Here is a 26,272-nt window from a genome sequence, read left to right on the forward strand (position 1 = left end):
GAGAAGAAAAGGGGGTTCTCGTTCGGGGATTCAGGAGACGGCGCGGCCCGCGGCGTACAGCGTCGTCCAGGGAGGAGGCAGCTCCAACCAGCAGGTCTCTCCGGGGGCGACCCGCTCGTCCTCGGGCAGCCGCACCTTGAGCGTCTGGGTGCCCAGCCGCGCCGTGGCCAGCTTGTGCCGTCCCAGGTCCTCCACCTGCGTCACCTCGACGCGCACCGAGGAGGGCGTGCCCTCGGGGACGCGCCGGAGGAACTCGGGCCGGATGCCGAGCTGCAACTCGCCCCCGGCCGTCCGCGCCCGCGCGCACACACCCGCGTCCAGCGCGAGCCGCTGTCCTTCCACCACCACCGCGCCGTCCTCCACCGCGCACGGCAGGAGGTTCATGCCCGGGCTGCCGATGAAGTAGCCGACGAAGGTGTCCAGCGGGCGCTCGAACAGCTCGCGCGGCGTGCCCACCTGCACCACCCGGCCCTGGTTCATCACCACCACCCGGTCCGCGAGCGTCAGCGCCTCCACCTGATCGTGCGTCACGTACACCAGCGTCATCTTCAACTGCTCGTGCACCTGCTTGAGCTTGCGGCGCAGGAGCCACTTCACGTGCGGGTCGATGACCGTCAGGGGCTCGTCCAGGAGGATGGCCGCCACGTCCCGGCGCACGAGCCCCCGGCCGAGCGACACGCGCTGCTTCATGTCCGCGGACAGGCCGCTGGCGCGCCGGGGCAGGTCGCCGGTGAGCTCCAGCAGCTCCGCGACCTCCTCCACCCGCGCGCGCGCCTCGCCCGGGCTCATGCCCCGGTTGCGCAGCGGGAAGGCCAGGTTCTCGTGCACGCTCATCGTGTCGTAGATGACCGGGAACTGGAACACCTGGGCGATGTTGCGCTGCTGGGGCGGGGCGGCGGTGACGTCCACGCCATCGAAGAGCACCTGGCCGCGCGAGGGCCTCAAGAGCCCGGAGATGATGTTGAGCAGCGTCGTCTTCCCGCAGCCCGAAGGGCCGAGGAGCGCGTAGGCGCCTCCGTCCTCCCAGACGAGCTCGAGGGGACGCAGCGCGTAGTCCGCGTCGGTGGTGGGCGAGGGGCGGTAGGCGTGGGCGACGCCGCGAAGCTCAATCCTGGCCATGCGCGGCCTCCTGGCGGGCGAACGGCGGCGCGGCCACGAGCCGGCCTCCGGGGGCGAACACGAACAGGCGCGAGGGCGGAGCGAACAGCTCCACGGGCGCGCCAGAGTGGTGGCGGTGCACGCCGTCCACCTGCGCGGCGAGCGCGAGCCCGGCGTGCGCCGCGTGCAGCAGTGTCTCCGAGCCGCTCACCTCCTCCAGCTCCACGTGCGCGGGGATGCGCACGTCCGTGGAGGACGCGGGGGCCAGTCGCAGGTGGTGGGCGCGCAGGCCCAGGCGGTAGCGCCCCGGCGCGAGCCCCTGGAGGTGGCCGGACAGGGGGAAGTCCACCTCGGGGGACAGGCGCATGCGCGCGTCCTGTGTCACCTCCGCGTCCCACAGGTTCATCTGGGGATCGCTGAACACCTGGCCCACGTGCTCGGTGGTGGGGGCCTGGTACACCTCCAGCGTGGGGCCCGTCTGCAGCACGCGCCCCTCGTGGAGCACCACCGTCTGGCCGCCGAGCAGCAGCGCCTCGGTGGGCTCGGTGGTGGCGTACACCACCACGGCGGGTCGGTTCCGGAAGAGCTGGCGGATCTCCGTGCGCAGCTCCTCGCGCAGCTTGTAGTCCAGGTTGGCCAGGGGCTCGTCGAGCAGCAGGAGCGAGGCGTCCTTGGCGAGCGCGCGCGCCATGGCGGTGCGCTGTTGCTGGCCTCCGCTCAGCTCCGCGGGCAGCCGTTGCAGGAAGGGCTCCAGGCGGAGCGCCGCGGCGGTGTCGCGCACGCGCCGGTCCAGCTCCTTCGCGTCCAGCCTGCCCGCCAGCCGCAGCGGCGAGGCGATGTTCTCGTAGACGGTGAGGGAGGGGTAGTTGACGAACTGCTGGTACACCATGGCCACGTCGCGCTTGCGCACGTCCACGCCGGTGACGTCGGTGCCGTTCACGCGCACCTTGCCCCGCGTGGGCTTGTCGAGTCCCGCCAGCAGGCGCAAGAGTGACGTCTTGCCCGCGCGCGTGCGGCCCAGCAGCACGTGGAAGGAGCCGGGTTCGAGCGTCAAGTGAATGTCCGCGAGGTGCGTTTCTCCGCCGACCACGCGTGTGATTGCGTCCAGCTCGATGCCTTGCTTCACCAGATGTATCCCTCGTTGCTCCAGGCCGCTGTCATCGCGCGCGCACTGTAGGGAGAAGGTTCTCGCCCGGTCCAGGGTCAGGCGAGTAAGGAGTCGGAATCTCTCGCCGTCCAGATTGTTGGAGGGTCCTCATGCGTCCAAGGAAAACCCGCATGTTCCGTCGTCTCGCCCTGTTGGGGTTGTTGTCCGTTTCCGCCTGCAACCTCGAGGATCTCGTCGATCCCGAGCCGGGTTCGCCCACGGCCACGGGCACGGTGAAGGGCACCCTGACGCCCTTCCGTCGGCAGTCCGCCACGTCCACGGCCGCCTGGCCCGAGAAGTTGAAGGATCCGGCGGTCCGGCGGCGGCTGTCCGACTCCCTGACGCGGGCCGTCACGGCGCAGAAGGCGGCGCGGCGCTCGGCGCTGTCCGCGCAAGGGACGCAAGGCGTGGACTCCGTCCCGGGTGAGGTCATCGTCCGCTTCGAGGAGGCGGACCTCTCCGGGTCCGAGGCCCTCTCGCGCGTGCAACTGTCCGGCTACCGCGCGGTGTACAAGGGCGCCATCACCGAGCACCTGCACCTCATCGGCTACGAGCCCCTGTATCCCGGGGTCATGCGGGCACTCGCGACGGAGTCCCTCGCCCAGGAGGTGGAGGGGATGCGCGGCGTGCGCTACGCGGAGAAGAACGCCCGGGTGTACGCCTTCAAGACGCCCAATGATCCGGGCTACTCGCGCCAGTGGCACTACCGGATGATGAACCTGCCCGCCGCCTGGGACATCACCACGACGGGGGTCGCCGTGGGCATCATCGACTCGGGCATCGTCAAGCACCCGGACCTCAACGGCCGCGTCGTGCAGGGCGTGGACCTCATCTCCGATGTTTCCAGCTCGGGGGACGGCGACGGGCGCGACATGGATCCCACGGACATGGGCAAGGACCAGCCCAACGGCAGCTCCTCGTGGCATGGCTCGCACGTGGCGGGCACCATCGGCGCGGTGAGCAACGAGGGCGCGGGCGTGGCGGGTGTCACCTGGTCGGGCCCCATCGTTCCGGTGCGCGCGCTGGGCTCGGATGGCGGCTCGTTCGCCGACATCGCCGCGGGCATCCAGTGGGCCGTGGGCCTGTCGGTTCCCGGATTGAGGACCAACGCCAATCCCGTCCAGGTCATCAACATGAGCCTCGGCGGGGCGTCTCCCCCGAGCCAGGCGCTCCAGGAGGTCATCGACAACGCCGTGGCCAGGGGCGTCATCATCGTCGTGGCGGCGGGCAACGACAATGTCGACGCGAGCGCCTTCTCTCCGTGCAACCAGGACAAAGTCATCTGCGTGGGCGCCACGCGCTTCAACGGCAAGCGCGCCAGCTACTCCAACTACGGCGCCAATGTGGACGTGATGGCCACTGGCGGTGAGGTCGCGGAGGACCTCGATGGTGATGGCAAGCCGGACGGCGTGCTCTCTCCCGTCCTGGACGACAACAACACGCCCGTGTGGGCCTACTACCAGGGCACCAGCATGGCCTCGCCGCACGTGGCCGGCATCGTGGCGCTGATGAAGGCGCAGAATCCGGCTCTCACCTCGGCCGAGGTCGAGCAGATCCTCACCGCCACCGCGGATCCGGCGAGCAAGTGCAGCGAAGGTTGTGGCGAGGGGCTCGTCAACGCCCAGGCCGCCGTGTTGGCGGCCAGGAATGGGCTGGATCCCGACGCCCCGTCGAAGCTCGGCGTGGGGGCCAACCAGATCTCCTTCCAGGGCACCGGCACCCAGTCGCTCGCGGTGCGCAACCTTGGCGGCGGCTCGCTCAAGGTGACCGTGAAGGCCTCGGGGACGTACGCCTCCGCGCTGTCCTTCCCGAGCGGCAACACCGTCACCGTGTCCGCCTATCGCTCGGTCTCGCTGCCGGTGGCCGTCGACACCGGGAACCTGTCGCGCGGCGAGTACCCGGCGCAGCTCACCCTGACGGGCGACAACGGGCAGTCGGCCACCGTGGCGGTGAAGATCCAGGTGGGAAGCATCGAGGACAAGGACATCATCCTCGCCTTCTTCTTCGAGGATGCCGCGGGTGACCTGGACCTCGAGGAGGAGGGGCTGGCGCTGGTGCCCTCGTCCAGTGGCTACTCCTACAGCATGAAGCTCACCCCGCGCACCTACTACGCGATCGCCACCATCGACGAGGATGGGGACGAGGAGTTCTTCGAGGACGGAGAGCGGGTGGGCGCCTGGCGTGACGCCGCCAACATCGAGCCCATCGAGGTGAGCGCGTCCAAGACTGTGAGTGGCATCAACTTCGCCCTCACACCCACCGAGTCCTCCCCCGACTAGCCTTCCTGGCGACAGGTGGACACTTGAGCGCCGGGCTTGTTTCCCGGCCTTCTCCCCACATCCATGCTTGGAGGGGTGTTGCTCTCCCTCGAGTCCCCCAACCTGTTGCAGTCGTTGAAGGCGGAAACCCGCCCCCACCATGAGCGCGCCGAGAGCGTGGTGCGTCTCATGGCGCCGGAGCTCTCCGTGTCCGGCTACCGCGCGCACCTGGAGGCGCTCCACGCGCTCCATGCCTTCCTGGAGCCGGCCGTGGCCGAGCACCTGGAGGTGTCCCATCCCGAGTTGCGCGTGAACGAGCGCCGCAAGCTGCACCTGTTGCGCGAGGATCTCCTGGCGCTCGGTCACGACGCGCTCTCCCTGGCCCGGCTGCCGCCCCTCGCGCGCCCTCCCGCCCTGCCCGGGGTACCCGAGGCGTTCGGGGCCCTCTACGTGTTGGAGGGCTCGACGCTCGGAGGCCAACTCATCCTGCGCCACCTCGTGCGCCACTTCGAGGGCAGGCCCGTGGGGCGCTTCGCTTTCTTCCGCGCCTATGGCGAGAACGTGGGTCCCATGTGGAAGTCCTTCGGTGACGCCCTGCTGCGCGCCTGTCCCGAGCCCGCTCTCGCTCCCCGTGTCATCCGGGGGGCCCAGGCCACGTTCGACGCTTTCGAAGCCCGTTTCCGTGAGGTCTCCCGTTCATGAATCCCCCTGTCTCCCAGACCGAACTCACGGAATGTGACCGGGAGCCCATCCACCTGTTGGGCGGCATCCAACCGCACGGCGCCCTGGTGGCCTTTTCCGAGCCGGACCTCACCCTGCGGGTGGTGAGCGCCAACATCGAGGCCTGGTTGGGACGGGCGCCCCAGGCCCTGCTGGGCCAGCCGCTGGCGGAGTTCCTCCACCCCACGTCGCTCGCCCTGCTCACCCGGGCCCTGTCCCAGCATGCACCCGTCGGCACCCTGCGCATCGAGGCCGCGGGGCACGCCTTCGTGGGGCTCCTGCACCGCAGCGATGGGCTGGCGGTGCTGGACCTGGAGCCCGTCACCGGCGACGTCGGCGAGGAGGGGGCCCTGGTCATGGTGGATCAGATCCTCTCGCCCCTGACGCGGGCCAAGGGGCCACGGGCGCTCCTGCAGGAGGTGGCGGGCGCGGTGCGCACGCTCTCCGGCTTCGACCGGGTGATGGTGTACCTCTTCGACAGTGACTGGCATGGCGAGGTGGTGGCCGAGAGCAGGGATCCGGCGATGGACAGCTTCCTGGGGTTGCACTTCCCCGCGAGCGACATCCCCGTGCAGGCCCGTGCGCTCTATGTCCGCAACACCCTGCGGCTCATCGCCGACGCGCGTGCGCGGCCCGTGCCGCTGGTACCCGCGGTGCTTCCCGAGCTGGGGCGGCCGTTGGACCTGTCCGGCGCGGCCCTGCGCAGCGTGTCGCCGGTGCACCTGGAGTACCTGGCCAACATGGGCGTGGGCGCGTCCATGTCCATCTCCCTGCTGCGCGAGGGCGCGCTGTGGGGCCTCATCGCGTGCCATCACCGCACCCCCTTGAAGGTGCCGGCCGCCGCGCGTCGGGCGTGCGACGTGCTGGCCCGGCTGGTGTCGCTGCAACTGGCGTCGGAGGAGCGCGCCGCGACGGCCGCCGAGCTCGCCCGCCGGGCGCAATTCCAGACGCAGTTGATGGAGCGCCTGTCGGCGGGCTCCAGCTCCCTGCCGGTGTCGCTCTCGCGCGAGGCGGACTCGGTGCTGGGACTCACGGGCTCGACGGGCGCGGCGCTCCTGCTCGGTGAGGCGCCCATCCTCATGGGGGCCACGCCCACCCTGGACGAGGTGAAGGCCCTGGGCGAGTGGCTCGCCCGGCAGTCCTTCGAGGGCACCACCTTCCACACCGAGCGGCTCGGTCAGGTGTACGAACCCGCGCAGGCCTACCTGGACGTGGCCAGTGGCCTGCTCGCGGTGCGTCTGGATCCGAGCGCTCCCCGCTTCGTCATCTGGTTCCGTCCGGAAGTCACGCGCACCGTCACCTGGGCGGGCAATCCCTCCAAGCCCGTCGTCCAGGGCCCCGGCACCCAGCGGCTGCACCCGCGTGCCTCCTTCGTGGCCTGGCAGGAGACGGTGCAGGGGGCGAGCCTGCCGTGGACATCGGAGGATCGGACCGCCGCCGCCGGACTGCGTGGGGCCCTGGTGGGCGTGTTGTTGCGCCATGCCGCCGCCCTCACTCGCTCCAACGCGGAGCTGGATGCCTTTGGTGGCACCGTGGCGCACGATCTCAAGGAGCCCCTGCGCGGCATCCAGCAGTACGTGAGCTTCCTCCTGGAGGACGTGGGGGAGGCCGTGGGCAGCGAGGGGCGCAAGCAGTTGGAGGAGGTGCGCTGGCTGGCCGGGCGCACCCAGGGGCAGATGGAGGCGCTCTTCGAGTACAGCCGGGTCGGACGCGTGGAGCTGTCCTGGGGCCAGGCGGACATGCAGGAAATCCTGGAGGACGTGTTGACCATCGTGTCGTCGCGCATCCATGAGAACCAGATCGAGGTGCGAGTCCCTCGTCGGCTTCCCGTGCTGGCGTGCGACCGGGTGCGCATCCACCAGGTCTGGTCCAACCTGCTCACCAATGCGGCCAAGTACCACCAGGCAGGCAAGCCACGCTGGGTGGAGGCGGGCTTCATCACCCCCGAGGAGCCCCTGTCCAACCCGGCGCGTCGGCGGGCGGATGAGTACGTTTTCTACGTGCGCGACAATGGCATCGGTATTTCGGAGCGGTTCCACGAGACCATCTTCGAGATGTTCCGTCGCCTGCACCCCGCGCATGCATATGGAGGAGGCAATGGGGCGGGATTGGCCATCGCGCGCCGGCTCATTCAATTGCACGGTGGCGATCTCTGGGTGGAATCCGCGCCCGGTCAGGGCTCCACCTTCTATTTCACCCTGGGCAAGGGGCCCGGATGATGGATGAGCTCAAACGGCCAGTGCTGCTCGTCGAGGACAGCGATCCCGACGCCGAGGCGTTGCAGCGTCTGGTGCGCAAGCTCTCGCTGTCGTGGCCCATCATGCGGGTGGCGGACGGGGAGTCGGCGCTCGACTATCTGTTCCAGCGGGGCGCGTACGTGGATGCGCCCCGGCCCATGCTGGTGCTGTTGGACTTGCATCTACCCGGAGTCGGGGGACGGGAGATCCTCGCCACGCTCAAGGCGGATGCCCACCTGCGCTCGCTGCCCGTCATCGTCTTCTCCAACTCCAAGCGCGTGGAGGACGTGGATGGTGCCTATGAGCTGGGCGCCAACAGCTATCTCTTCAAGCCCAGCAGACTCGAGGAGCTCGAGGACGTCGTGAGCGCCCTGCATCACTTCTGGTTCAACGTCGCGCGGCTTCCCGGGCTCGGAGGTCTGCCCCTGGGATGAGCTTGCGCGTACTCCTTGTCGACGACAGCCTGGCGGATCAGCAGGCACTGCGGCGAGCCTTGGAGAAGGACACCGGGACGCGCTGGGAGGTGGAGCTCGCGGGCTCGGCCGAGGAAGCCCTGGAGCGGCTCGAGCGCCCCCCGATGCCCGATGCCCTCGTGCTGGATTTCCACCTGCCGGGCATCGATGGCATCTCGCTGTTGCAGCGGCTCAAGGAGCGCTGCGGCGAGCAGATGCCGGCGGTGATCGTCTTCACGGGCAGCGGCAACGAGCGCGTGGCGGTGGACGCGATGCGCGCGGGCGCCCATGACTATCTCCTCAAGGACGGTTTCTCCCCGGAGCGTCTGCGCCACAGCCTGCACAACGCGGTGGAGGCCATGCGCATGTCGCGCGAGCTGGAGGCGCGGCGCCTGCAAGCGGAGGTCGCCGAGCAGGCGGCCCGGGCGGCGCTGGCGGTGCGCGATGAGTTCTTCGCCATCGCCACGCATGACCTCAAGGGCCCGCTGCAGAGCATCCTCCTGAGCACCCAGCTCCTGCGGCGCCAGCTCCCCCAGGAGGCGCAGACGCCGGGCGTGGAGGCGCGGCTGGCGCAGATCCTCCGGGGCACGCAGCGCATGAGCGAGCTCATCGACCACTTCCTCGCGGTGTCCAAGGGAGGCGAGCGCCCCCTGCAGCGCGCGTCGGTGGATCTGCTCGCGCTGGTGCGCACCAAGGTGCGCGAGCTGGGGCCGCTGGCGGCCACGCACCCGGTACGACTGCACGTGGAGGGCGTGGACTTCCAGGGCCAGTGGGACGCGTCGAGCCTGGAGCGGGTGTTGGACAACCTGCTGGGCAACGCCGTGAAGTACTGCCCGCGCGGAGGCACCATCGACGTGTCGTTGAGCGAGGAGTCTCCCGGCCCCGAGGGCTGGGTGCGGCTGTGCGTGAGGGATCAGGGCATGGGCATCCCCGCGGAGGACCTGCCCCACATCTTCGAGCGCTTCCGCCGCGGCCGGAACGTGGCGCCGGCCATCTCCGGCAGCGGCGTGGGTCTGGCGAGCGCCTACCGGATGGTGACGATGCACGGTGGCACCCTCACCGTGGAGAGCGAGGAGGGGCGGGGCTCGGCCTTCACCGTGCGCCTGCCCCGCGAGACGCTCTCTCAGGGGACGAGCCCCAAGCCCGAGGCCCACCCTTGAGTGAGCCGCCCGGCCCGCTTCAGGGCGAGGAGGGCAGGCTGCCGCGCAGCATGAAGAAGATGACCACGCCCGTCACGGACACGTAGAGCCAGATGGGCGCCAGCCACCGCGTCACCTTGCGGTGCCGCTCGAAGGCGTTGCGCCACGCGAAGTAGAAGGCCAGCAGCGCGCCCGGCACCACGGCGGTGGACAGCAGCACGTGGCTGGCCAGGATGAGCAGGTACACCACCTTGAGCGCGCCGCCGCCCGCGTAGCGCGTGTCCCCGTGCACGTAGTGGTAGGCCAGGTAGCACACCAGGAAGAGCGACGAGGACGCGAAGGCAGATACCATGAGGTACTGGTGCGCGCGCCGGGCCTTCTGGCGGATGGCCACCCAGCCCGCGGTGAGGAACACCGCCGCCAGCGCGTTGAGGCTCGCGTTCACCGCGGGCAGGAAGCGCAAGTCCACCCCTCCCACCGCGCCTCCCCTGCGGATGAGCAGCAGCCAGGCCAGGAACGCGAGCGCCGCGGTGGAGACCACCGCGGTGAAGATGTAGAAGGGACGATCGTTCTCCCCCCGGGACAGGGGGGCACCGGCGGCGTTGGACATGGGCCCGTCTTTTGACCCGGCCGCGCCCTCGATGCAACCGAACCGTGGGGACGTGATTTTCCCGCCTAATGAGAAAGGCCCCTATTCATTGGTTTGAATTCATGCCATAACGCGCGACTGCGGTTTCCCCCCACCCGCAGTCCCAGGAGGTGCCCGTGCCCCTTGCACGCAGCGTCCTCGCCCTTATGGCCGCCGCACTGATTCTCGGGTCGACGCCCGTTCTGGCCGAGGATGGGCCTGTGTGCGCCCCGGTCACGAAGCTTCCCCTGGAGCGCTACCTGCGCCAACTGTCATTGGATCTGCTCGGCCGCCCGCCCACCGTGGAGGAATACGCGGCGGTGCGGGCCAAGGGCGAGGTGTCGGTCGAGGACGTGCGCTCGATGATGAACTCGGAGGAGTTCTACAATCGCATGCGCGGCTATCACCGCGCGCTGCTCTGGAGCAACGTCAACGGCAGCGTCAATAACAACACCAACTCGCGCCTGTTTGGCGCGGGGAGCGCGACGGACGCCCTGTCCATGCGCGGCAACAGCAGTGTCCCGTTGCGCGGGGCCAATGGCATTGGCTGTGACAGCTACATTCCCCAGGACTCGTGCGCCACCGCCCCCCGGCAGGATCCTCACGCCGAGCCCACCACGACCAAGGCCTGCTACGACGCGCGGGGCGTGCCGCTGCCGGTGAGCTGGGACTACGACACCACCTCCTATTACCAGTGCAGCCGGTTGGATCTGGTGCCCAACGCCGACCCCACCAAGGAGCCCGTTCCCGATCCGGCCATCAACTCGTGCGAGGCGGCGACGAAGAAGACGGTGGGGGACCGTCTGGATCCCAAGTACATGTACTTCTGCGACATGAGGCGGGTGGGCACCGCGCTGGTGCCGCACCTGTGCAAGCCGCACCCGACCAAGGCGTCCACGTCCGCGCTCACCGCGGAGGAGACGGACGCCTCGGGCAAGGTGGTGGCCTTCACGCATCCCAATCCGTCCAGCACCACCACGCTCACGCGGCTGGACCGGTGCACGCTGACGATGAGTCCGCGCAACGGCGTGGAGGGCACCTACGTCCCGCAGCGCGGGTGCTTCCAGCGCGAGGGGTACGTGACGCGGCCCGCGCCCTTCTGGAACATCGGTGGGCCGGAGGTGCGCATCTGCGCCATCGAGGCGCAGGAGCGCTCGGTCAACCCCTGGACGCTCGAGTCGTGCACCACGGCGCGCTTCAATGGCGACCGCAGCTGTGGGTGTGGCGAGAAGATGCGCCGCTGCGAGGACTCGGCGACCTCCACCACGGCCGCCGTCACCCACGCCTCCCGCGTGTCGGCGATCAACACCGAGCCCGAGCTCATCGCCGACGCGGTGGTGCGCAACGACGAGCCGTATTTCAACCTCCTCACCACGCGCCGCTCCTTCGTGAATGGCCCCCTGTCCGAGCTGTATCGGGATCCCCAGCAGGGCGTGGGGGTCTTCTCCCTGTCCTCGCCCGCCCCCGCCGAGTCGATGCCGGTGTTGCCGTTCGCGGACGCGAACACGTGGCGCGAGTACGTGCGCGGCTCCCAGCACTCGGGCGTGCTCACCACGCCGGCCTGGCTCTACCGCTTCCCCACCCAGCGCGCGCGCGTCAACCACTTCTACTCGGCCTTCCTGTGCAAGACGTTCGTGCCGTCCAACAACCGCCCGCCCGCGGCCGAGGACGCGTGCAACCGCGACAACAACCTCGCCACGCGCTGCGCCTGCAAGGACTGCCACGCCACCATCGAGCCCACGGGCGCGCACTGGGGCCGCTTCGCCGAGCGCGCCGCACTCTACCTGGAGCCCTCGCGCTTTCCCCGCTTCGATCCCAAGTGCTACGACTGCGCCATCGCGGGCAACACGTCCTGCAACGGCGAGTGCTCCCAGTACGTGATGCAGGCCTATGACGAGGAGGGCGCGCGCGCGCTCGGCACGCTCACCTCGTACCTCTACCGCAACGCCGCCGAGGAGCAGAACATCGAGGGCGGGCCCCAGATGCTCGTGCAGCGCCTCATGCAGGGCGGGGACCTGGAGCGCTGCGCGGTGCGGCGCATCTGGCAGGAGTTCCTCGGCCGCCCCATGTCGGCGCAGGAGCAGGCGCTCTATCTCGAGCAGTTCTCCACGGACTTCGCCGCCAACAACCACAGTCTCAAGGGTCTCATCGAGCGTCTGCTGTTGTCCGACGCCTACCGGAGGATCGACTGATGCGCCGCCTGCTCCTGCTCGCGCTCGTCGCGCTCGGCACCGCCGCGTGTGACCAGAGCGGTTCCTCTGGCACGCTCACCCCCGTGGACGTCCAGCAACCCCCCGACGACGACCTCCACGGCAATGGGGGCGTGGTTCCCCTGCCGGATCCGGAGCAGCAGGACGGCCGCGTGGGCCGCTCCGCGCGCCGCCTCACCGTGGATCAGCTCGGCGCCTCCATCCAGACGGCGCTGGGTCAGCCCTGGTCGAAGCTCAGCAGCCGGGCGGCGTCGCTGGGCCGCGCGGACTACGCGCTCGTCAACGCGGAGAGCACCGAGGCCAACCTCGTGTTCGCCAAGTTCCTCGACGACGGGGCGCGCGAGGTGTGCGTGGCCCGGGCGAGCGCGGACCTGAAGCTGACGGTGGCGAAGGATCGGGTACTCGCCCGCACGCTGCCCGAGGGCACCGTGGGCGACCTGCGCAAGCTCACCGACGCCCAGGTGCGCGAGCTGCTCGTGTACCTGTCCACCCGCTTCTGGGGCTCGCCGTTGCATGACGAGGAGCTGACGCGCTGGGCGGGCTTGTTCACCCAGGCGGCCATTCGCGCCGAGACGATCAAGAAGCGGGATCAGGCCATCGCGGTCCTGTGCATCGCGATGATGACCGACTCCCGCTTCCTCACCTACTGACCGCTCCGGGGAGATGCACCCATGAAGAAGAACCACGACATGTCCGCCGGACGCCGCAGCTTCCTCAAGGCCGCCGCGGGCTTCATGGGCACCACCCTGTTCGGGAGCGTGCCCTTCCGCGCCTTCGCGCAGAGCACCGCGCTCAAGCCCTCCGAGCGTTGCTTCGTCTTCGTCTACTTCGATGGCGGGTGGGACCAGTTGCTCGCCTTCGATCCGAGGGATCCCGACGTCTTCACTCCGGACCGGGTGTCCCAGACGCGCATCCAGCCGGGCTACAGCTTCACCGATCCGAGCATCCCCACCCGGCCCATCGTGCCGGACAAGCGCGCGGGCGCGGCCCTCTCCAACATCACCTTCGGTCCGGCGGTGAGCACCCTGGCGGACCACTACGATCTCATGACGGTGGTGCGGGGCATCAACATGACCACGCTCGCGCATGAGGAGGGCAGGCGCTACTTCATCACCGGCAAGCGTCCCATTGGTGCCTCGGCGCGGGGCTCGTCCACGGCCACCGAGGTGGTGGGGCAGATGGCGCCTCCGGTGCCCATCCCCTCCATCGCCTACAACGTGGAGACGTACAACGATCGCTACCCGGGCGCCGCCAACGCGCTCAAGGTGAGCAAGTCGAGCGATCTGCTGCTCGCGCTCGCGCCCAGCCCCACCCAGCTCGACAGCGAGCTGGAGAAGCAGCTCGTGGACTTCAGCGGCCAGCCCATCTCCTGCGAGGCGGCCGCCTATGGCGCTGGTGGAGTGGGCTCCATGTACTCGTCCAGCCGCGGCCAGATGCGGCAGGTCATCTCCAGCCGCCTGGACAACGCGTTCCGCTTCGAACAGAACACCGATGAGGCCAAGGCGGTGCGGGCCGCCTATGGCCTGGGCGAGAGTGGTCCGTACGACGACGCGGCGGGGCGTGCGGCGCTGGTGGCCACGGCGCTCAAGAAGGGCATCAGCCAGTGCGTGTCCATCAACCTGGCCGGAGGGCTGGACACCCACTTCGGCTCGCAGACGACGCATGCGCTCAATCTGCGCAAGGGTTTCGAATCGCTCGCCATGCTGGTGAAGGACCTGCGCGCCACCCCGCACTGGGCCGGGGGCAACTTCATGGACCACACCACCATCCTGGTCTACTCGGAGTTCGCCCGCACGCCGCTGATGAACGCCGCGTCTGGCCGCGACCACCACCTCACCAACAGCTGTCTGATGATGGGCGCGGGGCTCAAGCACAACACGGTGTTCGGGCGCAGCGGTGACATCGCCATGGCACCGGCCGTGGTGAACCTGGGCACGGGTGAGTCCGATCCCATCAACGGCCAGAACATCCTTCCCGATCACATCATCGCGACGGTGCTGGCGTCCGCTGGGCTGGACTACAGCATCACGCGTGTCGAGCCCCTGCGGTCCTTGTTGGCGTGACGTGATGAAGACCCGAGCCTCGAACTTCGAGTGCCGTGCGCCCTGGCGGTCGTGGGGCTGGCGGTGGGTGTGTCTGGTGGGGATGGGGCTGTGGGGGTGTGGCCCGTCCGTCGCGGTGGATCGTCCGAGCCCCGTGCCCTTCCAGCCCATGCTGGTGAAGGCGCAGGCGGACGTGGCGGCGGCGCCGGGCTTCGCGGACCAGACGGGGGGCGGCATCTTCGCGACGGCCTCGGGCGAGGCCATCCGCCTGCGACTGGACGGGACGCGGGGCGCGCTGGAGAACCATCCGGGCAACCGGGTGGCCCCGGGGCGGGTGCACGCGGCCTTCCGGATGGGGACGAACTCGGCGCTGGTGGAGGCGGCCAATGGCCTCTTCCTGGCCCAGGCGGGCTGGCTCATCGCGCCGCCCTGGCGCGAGCTGCTCGGCCCGGGGCTCAAGGCCACCGCGTCGACGAGCGAGGGCGTGGCGTGGCTCGCGCACGAGTCGGGCCTGTACCGGCTGCGCGACGGTCAGCTCGCGGCGCTCAAGGTGGAGGGGCAGACGCTGGATGGCATCACCTCGATGGTGGCGGCCCCGGCGGACAAGGTGGCCTCGGCGCTGTGGCTGCTGCGCGACGGTGAGCTGCGCGTCGCGGTGCAGACGGCGCTGGACGCGTGGCAGGTGCGTCCCGCCACGGTGCCGCTCCAGGACGGCGAGCGCGTGGTGGCGCTGGTGGGCCTGGGGGCCTCGGAGAAGGGCGGGGCGGAGGCGTGGGTGATGACGTCCGAGCGGCTGCTGCGGCACACGGCGCGGGGCTGGCGCGCGGTGTTGCTGGAGCGGCCGCCCACCCAGGTGCTGGCCGCGGGCCGCTTCGTCTGGGTGAAGTCGGGCGACGCGCTGCTGTCCTATGACGCGGACGCGGACACGTGGGGCAGCGCCGCCAACGTGGACACCCGCGAGTTCCGCTTCCTGGCGGCCGATGAGAGCGGCTGCGCGTGGGTGCAGCTGGGCGCGGACACGCTGGCGCTCAGCTGGGGTCCGGTTCCCCGGGTGATTGGCCTGTACGAGGGCATGACGGTGGTGCAGGACACGCTGGTGGTGAGCGCGCGCGTGGCCCCGGGCGCGACGCCGCCCGAGCGCCTGTCCTTCGCGGTGGGGGGCGCGGAGGTGACCGTGGAGGGGCCGGCGTACAGCCTCGGGGGCGTGGAGGCGGACGGAACGCCCCGCTCCTACTCCTTCGCGGGCCTGGAGGCGGGCCTGCACACGCTGAGCGCCATGGCCACCTACGCGGATGGCACCCGGGCCCGGCGCTCGGTGGCCTTCTCCTACGAGCCGCTGAGCACGGTGGTGCTCGGCTGGGACAAGGACATCCGTCCCATCCACGTGGCTCGCTGCGCCAGGTGCCATGAGTCGACGGGGCCGGGTCGGTCGCTGTCCACGTACGAGCTGTGGAAGGAGAACTCCTCCCTCATCATCGCGGCGGTGCGTGAGCAGCGCATGCCCGCGGACGGTCCGTTGGATCCGCAGCTCATCACCCTCATCCAGCGCTGGGCCGCTACCGGCGCCAACCCCTGAGCCGCTCCCCCATGAATCGAGCCTTCCGCGCCTCGCTCGCGCTCGCGTTGCTGTTGTCTGCCTGCACGGATCCCGGCGAGGATCCGATGGATTCCTGCGCGGGCCTCGCGCCCCTGGCCCTCACCGCGGATAGCACCCAGGTGCGCGTGAACGTGGGCGTCAACCTCAAGGCCACGGGTGGCAGCGGTTACTACTCCTACCGCCTCGAGCCGGGTGGCTCCTCGGGCCAGGTGAACGGCTCGCGCTTCGTCGCCGGCCCCACGCCCGGCACGGACACCGTGGTGGTGGAGGACATGCGCTGCCCCGGCGACGCGCGGTTGCAGCTGTCCGTGGTGGCGGCCTTCGGCGTGGCGCCCACGCGGGCCACGCTCAAGCCGGGCACGAGCTTCCAGGTGGAGGTGACGGGCCTGTTGGGCTCGGCCGTCTTCTCGTTGGACGCGGGGCCCACGGGCAGCACCGTGTCGCCCACGGGTGTGTACACGGCCGGCCAGGGCGAGGGCGTGGACCTGGTGCGCGTGCGCGATGCCCGCTCGGGTGACGTGGCCCAGCTCCAGTTCCAGGTGCGCAAGGACGCGATGCTGCGGGGCAGCCCGGCGTTCCTGGGACTGCCGGCGGGTTCGTCCATTCCGCTGCGGGCGGAGGGGGGCACCGACCGGATGCTCTGGGCGAAGCTGTCGGGCCCGGGCCGGGTGGAGGGCGGGCGCTTCGTGAGCTCGCCGGAGGAGACGGGCACGGCACAGGTGCAGGCGACGGACGCGTTCACCGGCGAGAAGGCGACCCTGTCGGTGCACGTGATGACGGAGCTGACACGCGAGACGCAGGCGCACGGGTTGCTCTCGGACGTGGCCTCGGTGGTGACGGCGGACTTCGATGGGGATGGGGTGGAGGACGTGGCCGTGGGCCGGCGCGAGAGCGACCTGGGCAGACCGTCCGGGGGCGCGGTGTTCATCTTCAAGGGCAGCCTGTCGGGCCTGCCCGCGCAACCCACCTGGGTGCTCGTCGGTGAGACGAACTCGGCCCTCTTCGGCGACACGGTGCTCGCGGGGGACCTGGACAAGGATGGCCGGGCGGAGCTGGTGGTGTCCTCGCCGGGCGCGGACACCACCATCGCCGACTCCGGCGCGGTGTACCTGTACCGCTTCGGCGCGAATGGCCCGGAGCGCATCGGCAATCCCGTGACCAGCACGGGCCGCGGCTTCTTCGGCTCGGGCCTGGCGCTCGCGGACATGGATGGGGATGGGGACCTGGATCTGGTGGTGGGCTCGCCCACGGCGGACCTGGCACCCACGTCGTCGGTGTCCAGCCGCGGCATCGTGGACATCTTCCTGCTCACCCCGGGCCAGACGGTGCCGCAGCTGCCGGCCATCCGCCTGGGCGGCGCGGACCTGGGCAAGAACGGCACGCTCGAGCCGCGCAAGAGCACGGAGCTGGGCCGCGCGCTGGTGGTGGCGGACCTGAACGGGGACGGGCTGGGAGACCTGGCGGTGCTCAGCAGGGCGTCGCGCTTCAAAGCGGATGGCTCCTACGAGGACGCGATGCAGCAGACCGTGGCGGTGTTCTTCGCGCGCGGGGACGGCGAGCGCGTCCGCTCCACGCCGGACCTGATCGTCCTGCCCTCCAACCTGGCGGATGAGCTCGAGGGGACGTGGCGGCTGGCGACGGTGCCGGGCGAGGGCTCCCGGCCTCCCTTGTTGATGGTGTTGGCGGACCGGGCGGACGCGCCGGACCTGCGCACCAGCGGTGGGTTGGGCACGATGACCGACGCGGGGGGCGCGCTGCTCTTCGACCTGAGCGCGTACAAGCCCCAGGGCGCGCCCACGACGACTCCCGTGCAGGTCAAGCGCGAGGCGGCCTTCGCCCGTCTGTATGGGGACACGGCGGGCGGCGTCGCGGGGCGGAGCTGGGCGGTGATGGACGTGGATGGCAACCCCGGTCCGGAATTGCTGCTGGGCGAGCCCTACGTGTCCCCGAGCACGCCGCTGCGCCTGGCGGGGAGGATCATCGTCCACCCCCTGGCGACCCTGACCAAGGGGGCGGTGCTCAACAAACCCCTCCTCGCCCTGCAGGGGCAGGCGAAGTCGGACATCCTGGGCGCGGGGCTCGCGGCGTGGTCGCTGCCCGGCACCTCGGCGCTGGTGGCCTTCGCGGGACGGGCCTCGGGTCCCGGGCTGGCCTTCACCGGCCGTGTGGATGCCTACTTCAAGGCGGGGGCCTCGCTCGCCGAGTGGACGCGCACGAGCGCCCTGGTGCCGGCGCGGCCGAGCAAGGAGCGCTATGGGGAGGGCGTGGCGGTGGCCAGGAGGGCCCAGGGTGGCGCGGTGGCGCTGATTGGCTCGCAGGGCTGGGGGGGCCCGGGGCCCAACGAGGATGGGAACGACCTGAACGCCGGCCGCGCCTGGGTGCGCGACGCCACGCGGGCCACGCTCGTGGCGGAGGGGGCTTCCGCGCCGATCTGGCGCGGGCGCAACGTGGGCACGGATGTGGCCTTCACGGACTTCAACGGGGATGGGAGGGCGGACGCGGTGGTGGGGGCCAGCAACTTCACCCAGCCGGGCGCCAGCGTGCGCACCACGGAGATCGCCCCCTACTTCAAGGAGAACGCGGCGTGCGTGCCGGCGTCGAGTCTGGCGGGCGCGGGCGGGGTGCTGGTGTCACTCGGCCAGGAGGACGGGAGCTTCAAGCAGGCCTACTGGCTGTGGGCTCCGGGGTCCATCGCCGGCTGCACCGAAACAGGCTCCGCCTGTCAGCGCCGCGCCCTCGGGCGCTCGGTCCTGGGGGGCTTCGACTTCAATGGCGACGGCAAGCAGGACATCGGCGTGCTGCGCAACAACGGCTTCGAACTCTTCCTGGGCCGCGCTCCGGATGACGTTTCGTTGGCGAAGCTGTCCATGGGGTGCGATCCCGTCTACTCGTCGCCGTACTACGACCGGCAGACCTCGGTCCCGGCGGCGCTGGGCGACCTGGATGGTGACGGGTGCGACGAGGTGGCGTGGCGCGCCGCGGATGGCTCGGCGTCGAACGTCATCATCCTGTTCGGCTATGACGCGAGCGGCGCGAAGTGCGGGCGCAAGGTGCCGACGACGGTGCGCCTGGCGGATCGGCAAGCCGACGCTCCGGGTCTCTTCGCCGGGCTGGGGGGCTCGACGGCGCGCGTGGGCCGGGTGCTCGGGAAGACCGGCCCGGACTATCTGGCGGTGACCGCGACCAACATTCCCTATGAGGGCGTGACGCAGCCGTCGGTGTTGCTGATCGACGTGGCGGAGGTGCTCAAGCGCCGGCCCACCACGGGCGAGGTGAACGTGAAGGCCGTGGATCTCAATCCCGTCATGGTGGTGAGTCCGACGCGGGCCGTGAATTTCGGAGCGGCGGTGCGCGGCAACGTGGACCTGACGAACGATGGCGTGCCGGAGCTGATCGTGAGCGCCTCGGGCGCCTCGATGGCCTCGGACGGTGGGGGCGCGGTGTTCGTGTACGAGGGCGGGCCGGCCATCAAGGGGGCGCCCTCGCCCTGGCTCCTGCTCACGGGCGACACGGCGGAGCGCTCCAACTTCGGCCAGTCCCTGGCGCTCACCCCCGGGGACGGCAAGACGCCGCCCACGCTCGTCATCGGCGCGCCGCTCAGCTACCGCACCGGCGCGGAGAACGGCACGGCGTTCATGTTGCCGCTCACCTTCTGACGCCCCGCCCCCGTCCGTCAGGAACGGGGGTGCACGAAGATCTCCTCGTCCTCCGGGGGCGCGGTCCTGGGCCCCCGTTGGAGTTCACCGAGGCCCACGCTGCCCAGCAGCCGCTCCTGCCCGTCCAGGACGAACAGGCGGCGCACGCGCAACTGCCGCATCCGCTCGGCGACCTCCCGCACGTCCTCCTGGGGCTCGCACCCGGGCACGTGCCGGGCCATCACCCGGACGATCGGCGTGGCGCGCGGATCGAACCCCAGGGCCAGCCCCTTCACGACGATGTCGCGATCGGTGACGAGGCCAATGACCCGCTCGTCCTCGACGACCGGAAGGGTGTCCACGTTGAGCAGCCGCATCATCTCGGCGGCGGCCATCAGCGTCGTCTCCGGATGGGCGGAGACCGCGTCCGGGGTCATCACCTCATGAATCTTCACGGCACACCTCGCGCCCGGTGGAAGAACTGCTCCCGGCCACACGGTGGGCCCTCCTGGCGGGAAATGCCGCCCGTCCCGCGGGCCCGCCCCACTGTTCCCCGGGGCGGACGCACGGCGAGGGCCCGCCCGTCCGCCCGCTGTGCGGACGGACACCAGGGGGGTGGGATTGGCCGGACCGGGTCCCCGAAACAGATTTGCGCGAACCGTGAATTCTAGATGGGGGAGGACTCGAGATGGCGATCATTCCCGAGGTGGAGAAGCTCAGGAGCCTGGCTCAACTGGACGTGGACGCGGTGGGGACCTACGAGGCCGCCATCGCCCGCGTGAAGGATCAACTGGTGCGCGAGCGCCTGAACGAGTTCCGCGTGGACCATGTGCGGCACGTGCAGGATCTCAACGTGTTCATTCGCCAACAGGGGGGAGAGCCGGTGGAACTGCGGCCGGATCTCAAGGGCGCGGTGATGAAGGGCATGACGGCCATCACGAGCATGATGGGGACCGAGGCCGCGCTGGTGGCCATGCTCGGCAACGAGGAGCTGACCAACCGCACCTACGAGCTGGCGCTGAGCTTCGACTGGAGCCCCGAGGTGCGTCAGCTCATCGAGAAGAACCGCGAGGACGAGGCGCGGCACCTGGCGTGGATCAAGGATGCGGTGCGCATGCGCCCCTGGACGAGAGAAGAGGCCGGGGCCCACATCTGACGCGCCGCACGGAGCGCTCCGCTCGGGGCGCTCTTCCCCTGGGACAAGGCCGTCCGAGGGTCTACAGTCCCAGCCCGGGCGCCGCGTGACGCGCGGTGGCCCGAGCCTCGGAGGCCCTCCCGATGAGTGACACCCTGCCCGCGCTGCGCGCCACGCTGGCCGAACTGGTCGCGGTGGACACGACGTCTTCCCGCTCCAACGCGCCGCTGGTGGAACTGGCGCGGGGCAAGCTGGAAGCGGTCGGCTTCCAGGTGGAGCTGCTGACCTACCGGGACGACGCCGGGGTGGAGAAGGTGAACCTCGTGGCGGTGCTGGGCGGCGCGCTGGAGGAGCGGGCCGCCCTGGTGCTCGTGGGGCATACGGACTGCGTGCCGTACGACGCGGCGTGGACGGACGCGCTGCGCCTGACCGAGCGCGAGGGGCGGCTGTATGGCCGGGGCGCGTGTGACACGAAGGGCTTCATCGCCTGCGCGCTGCACGCGGTGACCCATCTGCCGCGGCCGCCGAGCGCGCCCCTGATGGTGCTGCTGACGGCGGACGAGGAGCTGGGGTGCGAGGGCGCCAAGCAGCTCGTGACGCTGGGCAAGGGCCGGGCGCGGCATGCCATCGTCGGCGAGCCCACGCGCCTGGTGCCGGTGCGCGCGCACAAGGGGTATTGCCTGGCGGAGGTGGAGGTGCTGGGCCACGAGGGGCACAGCGCCTATCCGGACGAGGGCGCCTCGGCCATCTTCCGCGCGGGGCGCTTCCTGCAGAAGCTGGAGACGCTGGCGCGCACGCGGCTGCGCGAGGAGCGGGACGACTCCTTCGAGCCTCCCTTCACCACGGTGAACGTGGGCCGGATCAGCGGCGGCAAGGCGTCCAACATCATTCCCGGCGCGTGCCGCTTCATCGTGGAGTGGCGGCCCCTTCCGCGCCAGCCCCGGGAGCGGGTGTTGGAGTTGCTGGAGTCCATCCGCCAGGAGCTGGTGCGGGACGAGCCCGGCTATGAGGCCCGGATCCGCCTGGTACGGGCCGAGCCCGCGGTGGACACGCGCGCGGACGCGGAGGTGGTGCGGGTGCTCGCGAAGCTCTCCGGCAATGCCCCCATCACCGTCCCCTTCGGCACGGAAGCCCCTCAACTCACGGAACTCGGGGCGCAGGCGGTGGTGTTCGGCCCGGGAGACATCCGCGTGGCGCACCAGACGGGGGAGTACGTGCCGGTGGAGGACCTGGTGCGGTGCGAGGCCTACCTCTCCCGAGCCATCGCGCACTTCTGTGGGGACGGCTCCTCGCGTGTCGGGGAGTAGGGCACCCGGACTTCCGGTACCTGCTCGGCTCGAGCCCATGGCGTGAATGAGCGGGGGGGGGCATGTCTGGCGGGCAGGCTCCCCGCGTATGCTTCGTTGCGTGGCGAGGGAGTGGGGGAGCGCATCCGCACAAGAGGGTTCCTCTTGGGATGGAAGGGACGACGCGGGGGGGGGGTCGCGGGGGCGCGGTTCCCCGGCCCCTTGCCTTCCTCGGCGATCCCGCTTGATAGCCTGAGCTCGGAGCGGACCATGGTTGCATTCACGAACAGCCTCAGTACGACCGGTCGTGTCCTTCTGGTGGATGACAGCATCATCGCCCTCGAAACCATCGGCTCGCGCCTGAAGGAGAGCGGGTTGGAGGTGGCGATGACGACCTCGCCCCTGGAGGCGCTGGCGCTCGCCACCGAGGGCCCCCAGCTCTTCGATCTGCTCATCGTGGATGTGATGATGCCGCAGATGAATGGCCACGAGCTGACGCGCCAGCTCCGAGGCCATGCCCGCACCCTCAACACGCCCATCCTCCTGCTCACCTCGCTCGACTCCACGGATGATCGTGTCACGGGGTTGAAGGCGGGCGCCGACGACTTCTTCACCAAGACGGCTCCCGACGCCGAGATGATCGCCCGCGTGCGCTCGTTCATCTCGCTCGGCAAGATGCGCGCCCAGCTCCAGGCCCAGCACGAGGCCATGGCGCGCGTCATGCGCGAGCCGGAGGCCCCCCTGCCGCCCCAGGCCCGGGTGGAGATCATCCACCACCTGCCCGTGATGGGCGAGCGGCTCGCCCGGGCGCTGCGCGGCTCGCCCCTGTGCGGCGACTTCCACCTCACCCTGCGCGCCCCGTCCCAGCAGCGCATGACCACCACGGAAGCGGACCTGCTCGTGGTGAGCTACCCGGTCGCGCTCGAGGGAGACCAGCCGCTGCTCAAGCGCTTCGGCTTCGACGAGGAGGCGCCCGCCATCATCGTGGTGGACGAGGTTGAGTCCACCTCGCGGCGCGTCTCCGCGTTCGACTCCGGCGCCGACGACTACCTCACGCTGAACACGCCCATGGCCGAGCTCATCGCCCGCATGGGGACGGCCCTGCGCCGCCAGCGCCGCCAGAGCCAGCTGCGCACCTCGCGCGACCGCGCCATGCTGGTGGCGGTGACGGATCCGCTCACCGGGCTGTACAACCGCGCCTACTTCCACGAGGCGCTCGGCGTCGAGTTCCGGCGCGCCCAGCGCTACAAACACCCCATGACGCTGGTGCTGTTGGACCTGGACCACTTCAAGCAGGTCAACGACACGCTCGGCCACACCGCGGGAGATCAGGCCCTGCGCGAGGTGTCCACGCGGCTGCGCCAGACGGCGCGCTCCACGGACGTGGTGGCGCGCCACGGCGGCGAGGAGTTCGCGATGATCCTCCCCGAGACGGACCTGGAGCAGGGCTTGATCGCCGCCGAGCGCTTCCGGGCCGCGGTGGAGGGCGCCGTGGTGAAGGGCGCCCGGGGCGGCAGCCGCGCGTTGACGATCAGCGCCGGGGTGGGCTGCTACCCCGCGCACGCCTCGTCCGTCACCGAGCTCATCGAGCTCATCGACGCGGCGCTCTACAAGGCCAAGCGCCAGGGCCGCAACCGCGTGTGCGCCGTCTCCAACCTCCCCGAGGCTCCCGCGGCGGCCTCCGCTCCGCCGCCGGCTTCGCCGCCCAATCCCCTGGAGCGGCTGCGCCGGCTGGTGGCCGAGGACCTGGACGGCCCGCTGTCCGCCACGCGCACGGCCGCCCGCATGCTGCACGAGGCCAGTGCTCCCGGTGACTCGCTGCACATCCTCACCGCTCAGCTTCGCCAGTCCTCCGACGCCGTCCGCCAGGAGCTGCTCGCGCTCATGGACGAGCTGTCCCGCAACATCCTCGAGTCCAGGCGTGACTCCCACTAGCCTTTCGGGCATATGCTTGGAGCTTCAACCTGTATTCCAGGAGAACCCGAATGCGGTCCAGGCTGCTGATCTCCCTTTGCACGTTCATGCTCACCACCGGTTGCGTCACCCAGGGCAAGTACGACCTGGCGATGCAGAACGCGCGGACGCTCGATGAGCAACTCCAGGCGGAGAAGACGGCGCGCACGGCGGCGGAGGAGAAGGTGGGCCAGTTGGAGGAGCAGGTGAAGGGGCTGGAGGCGGAGAAGGAGGCGTTGAACACGCGCCTGAACACCGCGGAGGCGGGACTGTCCGCGGGGACGGCCGAGCGCCGGGCGCTGGAGCAGAAGAACGCGGAGCTGACGGCGCTCAACCAGGAGCTGGCGCGCTCGACGAAGAAGCTCGCCGAGGCCAAGGAGGCGCTGGAGAAGAAGAGCGCCGAGTACGAGAACCTCTCCAAGAGCCTGGAGAAGGAGATCGCCGAGGGCAAGGTGGAGCTGTCGGAGCTCAAGGGCCGGATGACGGTGAACCTCAAGGACAAGATCCTCTTCGCCTCGGGCTCGGCGCGGGTGGGCAAGGAGGGGGACGAGGCGCTGAAGAAGGTGGCCGAGGCGCTCAAGGGCGTGCAGGGGAAGATCATCCGGGTGGAAGGGCACACGGATGACGTGCCCACGGATCCGAAGGGGCAGTTCCCGTCGAACTGGGAGCTGAGCCTGGCGCGGGCGATGGCGGTGGTGCGGGCGCTGCAGGACGCGGGCGTGGACCCGACCCGGCTGTCCGCCGCGGGCTATGGGCCCTACCAGCCCATCGCCGCCAACGACTCTCCGGAGAACCGCAGCCTCAACCGGCGCATCGAGATCGTCCTCGCGCCGGGCGACCAGGCCAGCGCGGCGCGCTAGGACTCCTTCACCGCTTGCGTGTGAAGTTCAGGCTTCTTCGTCAGGCAGAAGCGTGAGCAGGAGTTCGTCGTCGGGGCCGAGCGGTTTCCACCCGGGCGGAGGCGGTGTGGCGCGGAGTACGGCCCTGGCCTGCCTGACGCGCTCCTTGTGAGTTTCAGGGGTGAAGGACGTCCAAAAGCCGAGCGCCTTGGCAATCTTGAAACGAATTGCGTCGTCCATCTCGGCGGGCCACCCCTCGGGGAGAGCCTCGTACAATTCGCGAACGAACTGTCCGCGCACCAAACGTGTGAGCTGATGGTTCCGCTCCGCCTCGGCCACCAATCCGCTGAATACCTGCACTGCGTTGAGGTCATCCTTGCCAAGCTCTTCAGCCAGCTCCACCAACGAGGCGGTGGGACGTGTTTCGGCGAAGGCGGTGAGTGAATCATGACCGCGCTCGCGAACCCGCTCGTAGAGGCGGACCCTCCAGTTGCCGTCCCAGGAACGTCCCTCGCTCATCGGTCCCCTCCAGCGAACGAAGTTCATCGGGATTTTGTAACGCTGCATGGCCTCCACAGCGATGTCCAGAACCTCGTTCCGCGCCAACATCCGGCCAGCTTCGATTGAGCGCCTGGGGTCGTGGATGCTTCCTGGATCGGGGTGCGCTCAGGGGCATGGTGCCAGTCGCGGAGACGCGATAATTCCCCGTTCCCATGCCGGAGCAGCTCAAGACCTTCTTCGACCAGCGCGTGGTGGAGCGCATCGCCACCATGCTGCGTGCCGTCCATCCCTCCTTCCCGAGGCAACGCTTCCTGGCCGAGGCCACCGAGGGACTCGAGACCCACGAACTCCTGGGCCGTGCCCGCCACATCATGCGGGCGATGCACCGGGCGCTTCCCGCGGACTTCGAGGACGCGGCTGAAATCCTCCTGCGGTCGCTCGGGCCGGAGCGCGAACGCGCGGAGAGCCAGGGGATGGAAGTCTTCATCTACCTTCCTCACACCATGTACGTCGCGGAGCATGGCCTCGGCCATTTCGAGACGTCGATGCGAGCCCATTACGAGCTCACCCGACGCTTCACCGCGGAGTTCTCCATCCGGCCGTTCCTCGAGCGCTACCCTCGAGAGACCCTGGAGCGACTCTCCCAATGGGCGAAGGATCCGAACGTCCACGTCCGGCGGCTCGTCTCCGAGGGCTCGCGGCCGAGGCTGCCCTGGGCCTCCCGGCTGCGAGCGTTCCAGGAGGATCCACGTCCGGTGCTCGAGTTGCTCGAGCTGCTCAAGGATGATCCGGAGCTCTACGTCCGGCGCTCCGTCGCCAACAACCTGAATGACATTGGCAAGGACCACCCGGATGTCCTGGTGGACACCTGTGCACGGTGGAAGGATGGCGCCTCACCGGAGCGGCTGTGGATCATCCGCCATGCGCTCCGCTCCGCGGTGAAGCGAGGGGACACACGCGCGCTCTCGGTGCTCGGGTTCAGCGGTGGCGGAGCGCTCGAGGTGACGGCCTCATTCCCATCCAAGCGGGTCCGGATCGGCGAGAGCATCAAAATGACCTTGTCCGTCAGCAATCGCTCGGAGACGCGACAGCAGGCCATCGTCGACTTCGCCGTGCACTTCATCAAGTCGAACGGCTCGGCCAGTCCAAAGGTCTTCAAGGGGGGCAAGGTCGCTCTCCTCCCCGGTGCGTCCTGCACCCTCGAGAAGACGATCTCCTTCGCCACGATGACGACGCGCAAGCACTACGCGGGCTCGCACCGGGTCGAGGCCCTCGTGAATGGTCGGGCCACTGACCTGGGGAGCTTCACCGTCGTGGGCTGATGCCCTGACTGCTTTTGGATTGGCGTCCACCGTCTGGACCTTCCGAGACGGTGAACGCTGACTCCAAAGGCTT

20 protein-coding genes are annotated in these 26,272 nt (G+C 70.0%); 15 read left to right on the forward strand and 5 right to left on the reverse strand.

Features of this window, described 5'->3' with window-relative positions:
* Nucleotides 1–30 precede the first annotated feature (30 nt).
* A complete protein-coding gene (locus CYFUS_RS06730) occupies nucleotides 31–1,119 on the reverse strand; it encodes an ABC transporter ATP-binding protein (protein WP_095984483.1) in 1,089 nt (362 codons plus the stop codon).
* Nucleotides 1,106–2,224 (reverse strand): ABC transporter ATP-binding protein, encoded by a 1,119-nt coding sequence (locus CYFUS_RS06735; protein WP_269770215.1) that lies wholly within the window; start codon nucleotides 2,222–2,224, stop codon nucleotides 1,106–1,108. The genes CYFUS_RS06730 and CYFUS_RS06735 overlap by 14 nt, the downstream gene beginning before the upstream one ends.
* A gap of 152 nt (nucleotides 2,225–2,376) precedes the next feature.
* On the opposite strand from CYFUS_RS06735, the gene CYFUS_RS06740 reads away from it, so the two are divergent.
* The 5 genes from CYFUS_RS06740 to CYFUS_RS06760 all read left to right on the forward strand — a co-directional run bounded on the left by CYFUS_RS06740 (nucleotide 2,377) and on the right by CYFUS_RS06760 (nucleotide 9,072).
* Nucleotides 2,377–4,524: a S8 family peptidase gene (locus CYFUS_RS06740; protein WP_157758290.1), complete on the forward strand. Its 2,148-nt coding sequence runs from the start codon at nucleotides 2,377–2,379 to the stop codon at nucleotides 4,522–4,524.
* Nucleotides 4,525–4,599: 75 nt separating this feature from the next.
* Nucleotides 4,600–5,205: a biliverdin-producing heme oxygenase gene (locus CYFUS_RS06745; RefSeq protein ID WP_232537410.1), complete on the forward strand. Its 606-nt coding sequence runs from the start codon at nucleotides 4,600–4,602 to the stop codon at nucleotides 5,203–5,205.
* Nucleotides 5,202–7,442 (forward strand): ATP-binding protein, encoded by a 2,241-nt coding sequence (locus CYFUS_RS06750; protein WP_095984486.1) that lies wholly within the window; start codon nucleotides 5,202–5,204, stop codon nucleotides 7,440–7,442. Before CYFUS_RS06745 ends, CYFUS_RS06750 begins: the two co-directional genes overlap by 4 nt.
* Nucleotides 7,439–7,894, forward strand: coding sequence for a response regulator (locus CYFUS_RS06755; RefSeq protein WP_232537411.1), 456 nt, complete (start codon nucleotides 7,439–7,441; stop codon nucleotides 7,892–7,894). Before CYFUS_RS06750 ends, CYFUS_RS06755 begins: the two co-directional genes overlap by 4 nt.
* Nucleotides 7,891–9,072 (forward strand): hybrid sensor histidine kinase/response regulator, encoded by a 1,182-nt coding sequence (locus tag CYFUS_RS06760; RefSeq protein WP_198316481.1) that lies wholly within the window; start codon nucleotides 7,891–7,893, stop codon nucleotides 9,070–9,072. The genes CYFUS_RS06755 and CYFUS_RS06760 overlap by 4 nt, the downstream gene beginning before the upstream one ends.
* A gap of 19 nt (nucleotides 9,073–9,091) precedes the next feature.
* Here the strand turns inward: CYFUS_RS06760 and CYFUS_RS06765 are convergent, their stop codons facing one another.
* Nucleotides 9,092–9,661 carry a DUF420 domain-containing protein gene (locus tag CYFUS_RS06765; RefSeq protein WP_095984488.1) on the reverse strand — a complete coding sequence of 190 codons (570 nt, stop codon included), beginning with the start codon at nucleotides 9,659–9,661 and terminating at the stop codon, nucleotides 9,092–9,094.
* A 239-nt stretch (nucleotides 9,662–9,900) separates the two neighbouring features.
* Between CYFUS_RS06765 and CYFUS_RS06770 the strand changes: the two genes are divergently transcribed.
* From CYFUS_RS06770 to CYFUS_RS06790, 5 genes are read left to right on the forward strand one after another with little or no spacing between them, the layout of a single operon-like run.
* Nucleotides 9,901–11,871: a DUF1585 domain-containing protein gene (locus tag CYFUS_RS06770; RefSeq protein ID WP_332468344.1), complete on the forward strand. Its 1,971-nt coding sequence runs from the start codon at nucleotides 9,901–9,903 to the stop codon at nucleotides 11,869–11,871.
* On the forward strand, nucleotides 11,871–12,539 hold the full coding sequence (locus tag CYFUS_RS06775; protein ID WP_095984490.1) for a hypothetical protein: 669 nt from the start codon (nucleotides 11,871–11,873) through the stop codon (nucleotides 12,537–12,539). Before CYFUS_RS06770 ends, CYFUS_RS06775 begins: the two co-directional genes overlap by 1 nt.
* Nucleotides 12,540–12,560: 21 nt before the next feature.
* A complete protein-coding gene (locus tag CYFUS_RS06780) occupies nucleotides 12,561–13,952 on the forward strand; it encodes a DUF1501 domain-containing protein (protein WP_095984491.1) in 1,392 nt (463 codons plus the stop codon).
* A 4-nt stretch (nucleotides 13,953–13,956) separates the two neighbouring features.
* Nucleotides 13,957–15,507, forward strand: coding sequence for a hypothetical protein (locus CYFUS_RS06785; RefSeq protein WP_232537412.1), 1,551 nt, complete (start codon nucleotides 13,957–13,959; stop codon nucleotides 15,505–15,507).
* 11 nt (nucleotides 15,508–15,518) lie between these two features.
* Nucleotides 15,519–19,184 carry an FG-GAP-like repeat-containing protein gene (locus CYFUS_RS06790; protein WP_095984492.1) on the forward strand — a complete coding sequence of 1,222 codons (3,666 nt, stop codon included), beginning with the start codon at nucleotides 15,519–15,521 and terminating at the stop codon, nucleotides 19,182–19,184.
* A gap of 17 nt (nucleotides 19,185–19,201) precedes the next feature.
* Here CYFUS_RS06790 and CYFUS_RS06795 read toward each other — a convergent pair whose 3' ends face one another.
* Nucleotides 19,202–19,618 carry a CBS domain-containing protein gene (locus CYFUS_RS06795; RefSeq protein ID WP_157758291.1) on the reverse strand — a complete coding sequence of 139 codons (417 nt, stop codon included), beginning with the start codon at nucleotides 19,616–19,618 and terminating at the stop codon, nucleotides 19,202–19,204.
* Between the two features lie 233 nt (nucleotides 19,619–19,851).
* Between CYFUS_RS06795 and CYFUS_RS06800 the strand changes: the two genes are divergently transcribed.
* The 4 genes from CYFUS_RS06800 to CYFUS_RS06815 all read left to right on the forward strand — a co-directional run bounded on the left by CYFUS_RS06800 (nucleotide 19,852) and on the right by CYFUS_RS06815 (nucleotide 24,397).
* On the forward strand, nucleotides 19,852–20,319 hold the full coding sequence (locus CYFUS_RS06800) for a ferritin-like domain-containing protein (RefSeq protein ID WP_095984494.1): 468 nt from the start codon (nucleotides 19,852–19,854) through the stop codon (nucleotides 20,317–20,319).
* Nucleotides 20,320–20,441: 122 nt separating this feature from the next.
* Nucleotides 20,442–21,605 carry an acetylornithine deacetylase gene (gene argE, locus CYFUS_RS06805; RefSeq protein ID WP_095984495.1) on the forward strand — a complete coding sequence of 388 codons (1,164 nt, stop codon included), beginning with the start codon at nucleotides 20,442–20,444 and terminating at the stop codon, nucleotides 21,603–21,605.
* Nucleotides 21,606–21,854: 249 nt separating this feature from the next.
* Nucleotides 21,855–23,519: a diguanylate cyclase gene (locus CYFUS_RS06810; RefSeq protein WP_095984496.1), complete on the forward strand. Its 1,665-nt coding sequence runs from the start codon at nucleotides 21,855–21,857 to the stop codon at nucleotides 23,517–23,519.
* 50 nt (nucleotides 23,520–23,569) lie between these two features.
* Nucleotides 23,570–24,397, forward strand: coding sequence for an OmpA/MotB family protein (locus tag CYFUS_RS06815; protein ID WP_095984497.1), 828 nt, complete (start codon nucleotides 23,570–23,572; stop codon nucleotides 24,395–24,397).
* Between the two features lie 27 nt (nucleotides 24,398–24,424).
* Here the strand turns inward: CYFUS_RS06815 and CYFUS_RS06820 are convergent, their stop codons facing one another.
* Nucleotides 24,425–24,895: an NUDIX hydrolase gene (locus CYFUS_RS06820; RefSeq protein ID WP_095991845.1), complete on the reverse strand. Its 471-nt coding sequence runs from the start codon at nucleotides 24,893–24,895 to the stop codon at nucleotides 24,425–24,427.
* 194 nt (nucleotides 24,896–25,089) lie between these two features.
* Between CYFUS_RS06820 and CYFUS_RS06825 the strand changes: the two genes are divergently transcribed.
* Complete coding sequence (locus tag CYFUS_RS06825) at nucleotides 25,090–26,199, forward strand: DNA alkylation repair protein (protein WP_095984498.1); 1,110 nt, start codon at nucleotides 25,090–25,092, stop codon at nucleotides 26,197–26,199.
* Nucleotides 26,200–26,272 lie beyond the last annotated feature (73 nt).

Source organism: Cystobacter fuscus (assembly GCF_002305875.1).
Lineage (GTDB): Bacteria > Myxococcota > Myxococcia > Myxococcales > Myxococcaceae > Cystobacter > Cystobacter fuscus_A.

What these genes read in the sequence shown, in the direction of transcription:
- CYFUS_RS06730 (WP_095984483.1), bottom strand. Translation starts at nt 1,119, where the DNA reads ATGGCCAGGATTGAGCTTCGCGGCGTCGCCCACGCCTACCGCCCCTCG.
- CYFUS_RS06740 (WP_157758290.1), top strand. Translation starts at nt 2,377, where the DNA reads ATGTTCCGTCGTCTCGCCCTGTTGGGGTTGTTGTCCGTTTCCGCCTGC.
- CYFUS_RS06750 (WP_095984486.1), top strand. Translation starts at nt 5,202, where the DNA reads ATGAATCCCCCTGTCTCCCAGACCGAACTCACGGAATGTGACCGGGAG.
- CYFUS_RS06755 (WP_232537411.1), top strand. Translation starts at nt 7,439, where the DNA reads ATGATGGATGAGCTCAAACGGCCAGTGCTGCTCGTCGAGGACAGCGAT.
- CYFUS_RS06760 (WP_198316481.1), top strand. Translation starts at nt 7,891, where the DNA reads ATGAGCTTGCGCGTACTCCTTGTCGACGACAGCCTGGCGGATCAGCAG.
- CYFUS_RS06765 (WP_095984488.1), bottom strand. Translation starts at nt 9,661, where the DNA reads ATGTCCAACGCCGCCGGTGCCCCCCTGTCCCGGGGGGAGAACGATCGT.
- CYFUS_RS06775 (WP_095984490.1), top strand. Translation starts at nt 11,871, where the DNA reads ATGCGCCGCCTGCTCCTGCTCGCGCTCGTCGCGCTCGGCACCGCCGCG.
- CYFUS_RS06780 (WP_095984491.1), top strand. Translation starts at nt 12,561, where the DNA reads ATGAAGAAGAACCACGACATGTCCGCCGGACGCCGCAGCTTCCTCAAG.
- CYFUS_RS06785 (WP_232537412.1), top strand. Translation starts at nt 13,957, where the DNA reads ATGAAGACCCGAGCCTCGAACTTCGAGTGCCGTGCGCCCTGGCGGTCG.
- CYFUS_RS06790 (WP_095984492.1), top strand. Translation starts at nt 15,519, where the DNA reads ATGAATCGAGCCTTCCGCGCCTCGCTCGCGCTCGCGTTGCTGTTGTCT.
- CYFUS_RS06800 (WP_095984494.1), top strand. Translation starts at nt 19,852, where the DNA reads ATGGCGATCATTCCCGAGGTGGAGAAGCTCAGGAGCCTGGCTCAACTG.
- argE (WP_095984495.1), top strand. Translation starts at nt 20,442, where the DNA reads ATGAGTGACACCCTGCCCGCGCTGCGCGCCACGCTGGCCGAACTGGTC.
- CYFUS_RS06810 (WP_095984496.1), top strand. Translation starts at nt 21,855, where the DNA reads ATGGTTGCATTCACGAACAGCCTCAGTACGACCGGTCGTGTCCTTCTG.
- CYFUS_RS06815 (WP_095984497.1), top strand. Translation starts at nt 23,570, where the DNA reads ATGCGGTCCAGGCTGCTGATCTCCCTTTGCACGTTCATGCTCACCACC.
- CYFUS_RS06820 (WP_095991845.1), bottom strand. Translation starts at nt 24,895, where the DNA reads ATGAGCGAGGGACGTTCCTGGGACGGCAACTGGAGGGTCCGCCTCTAC.
- CYFUS_RS06825 (WP_095984498.1), top strand. Translation starts at nt 25,090, where the DNA reads ATGCCGGAGCAGCTCAAGACCTTCTTCGACCAGCGCGTGGTGGAGCGC.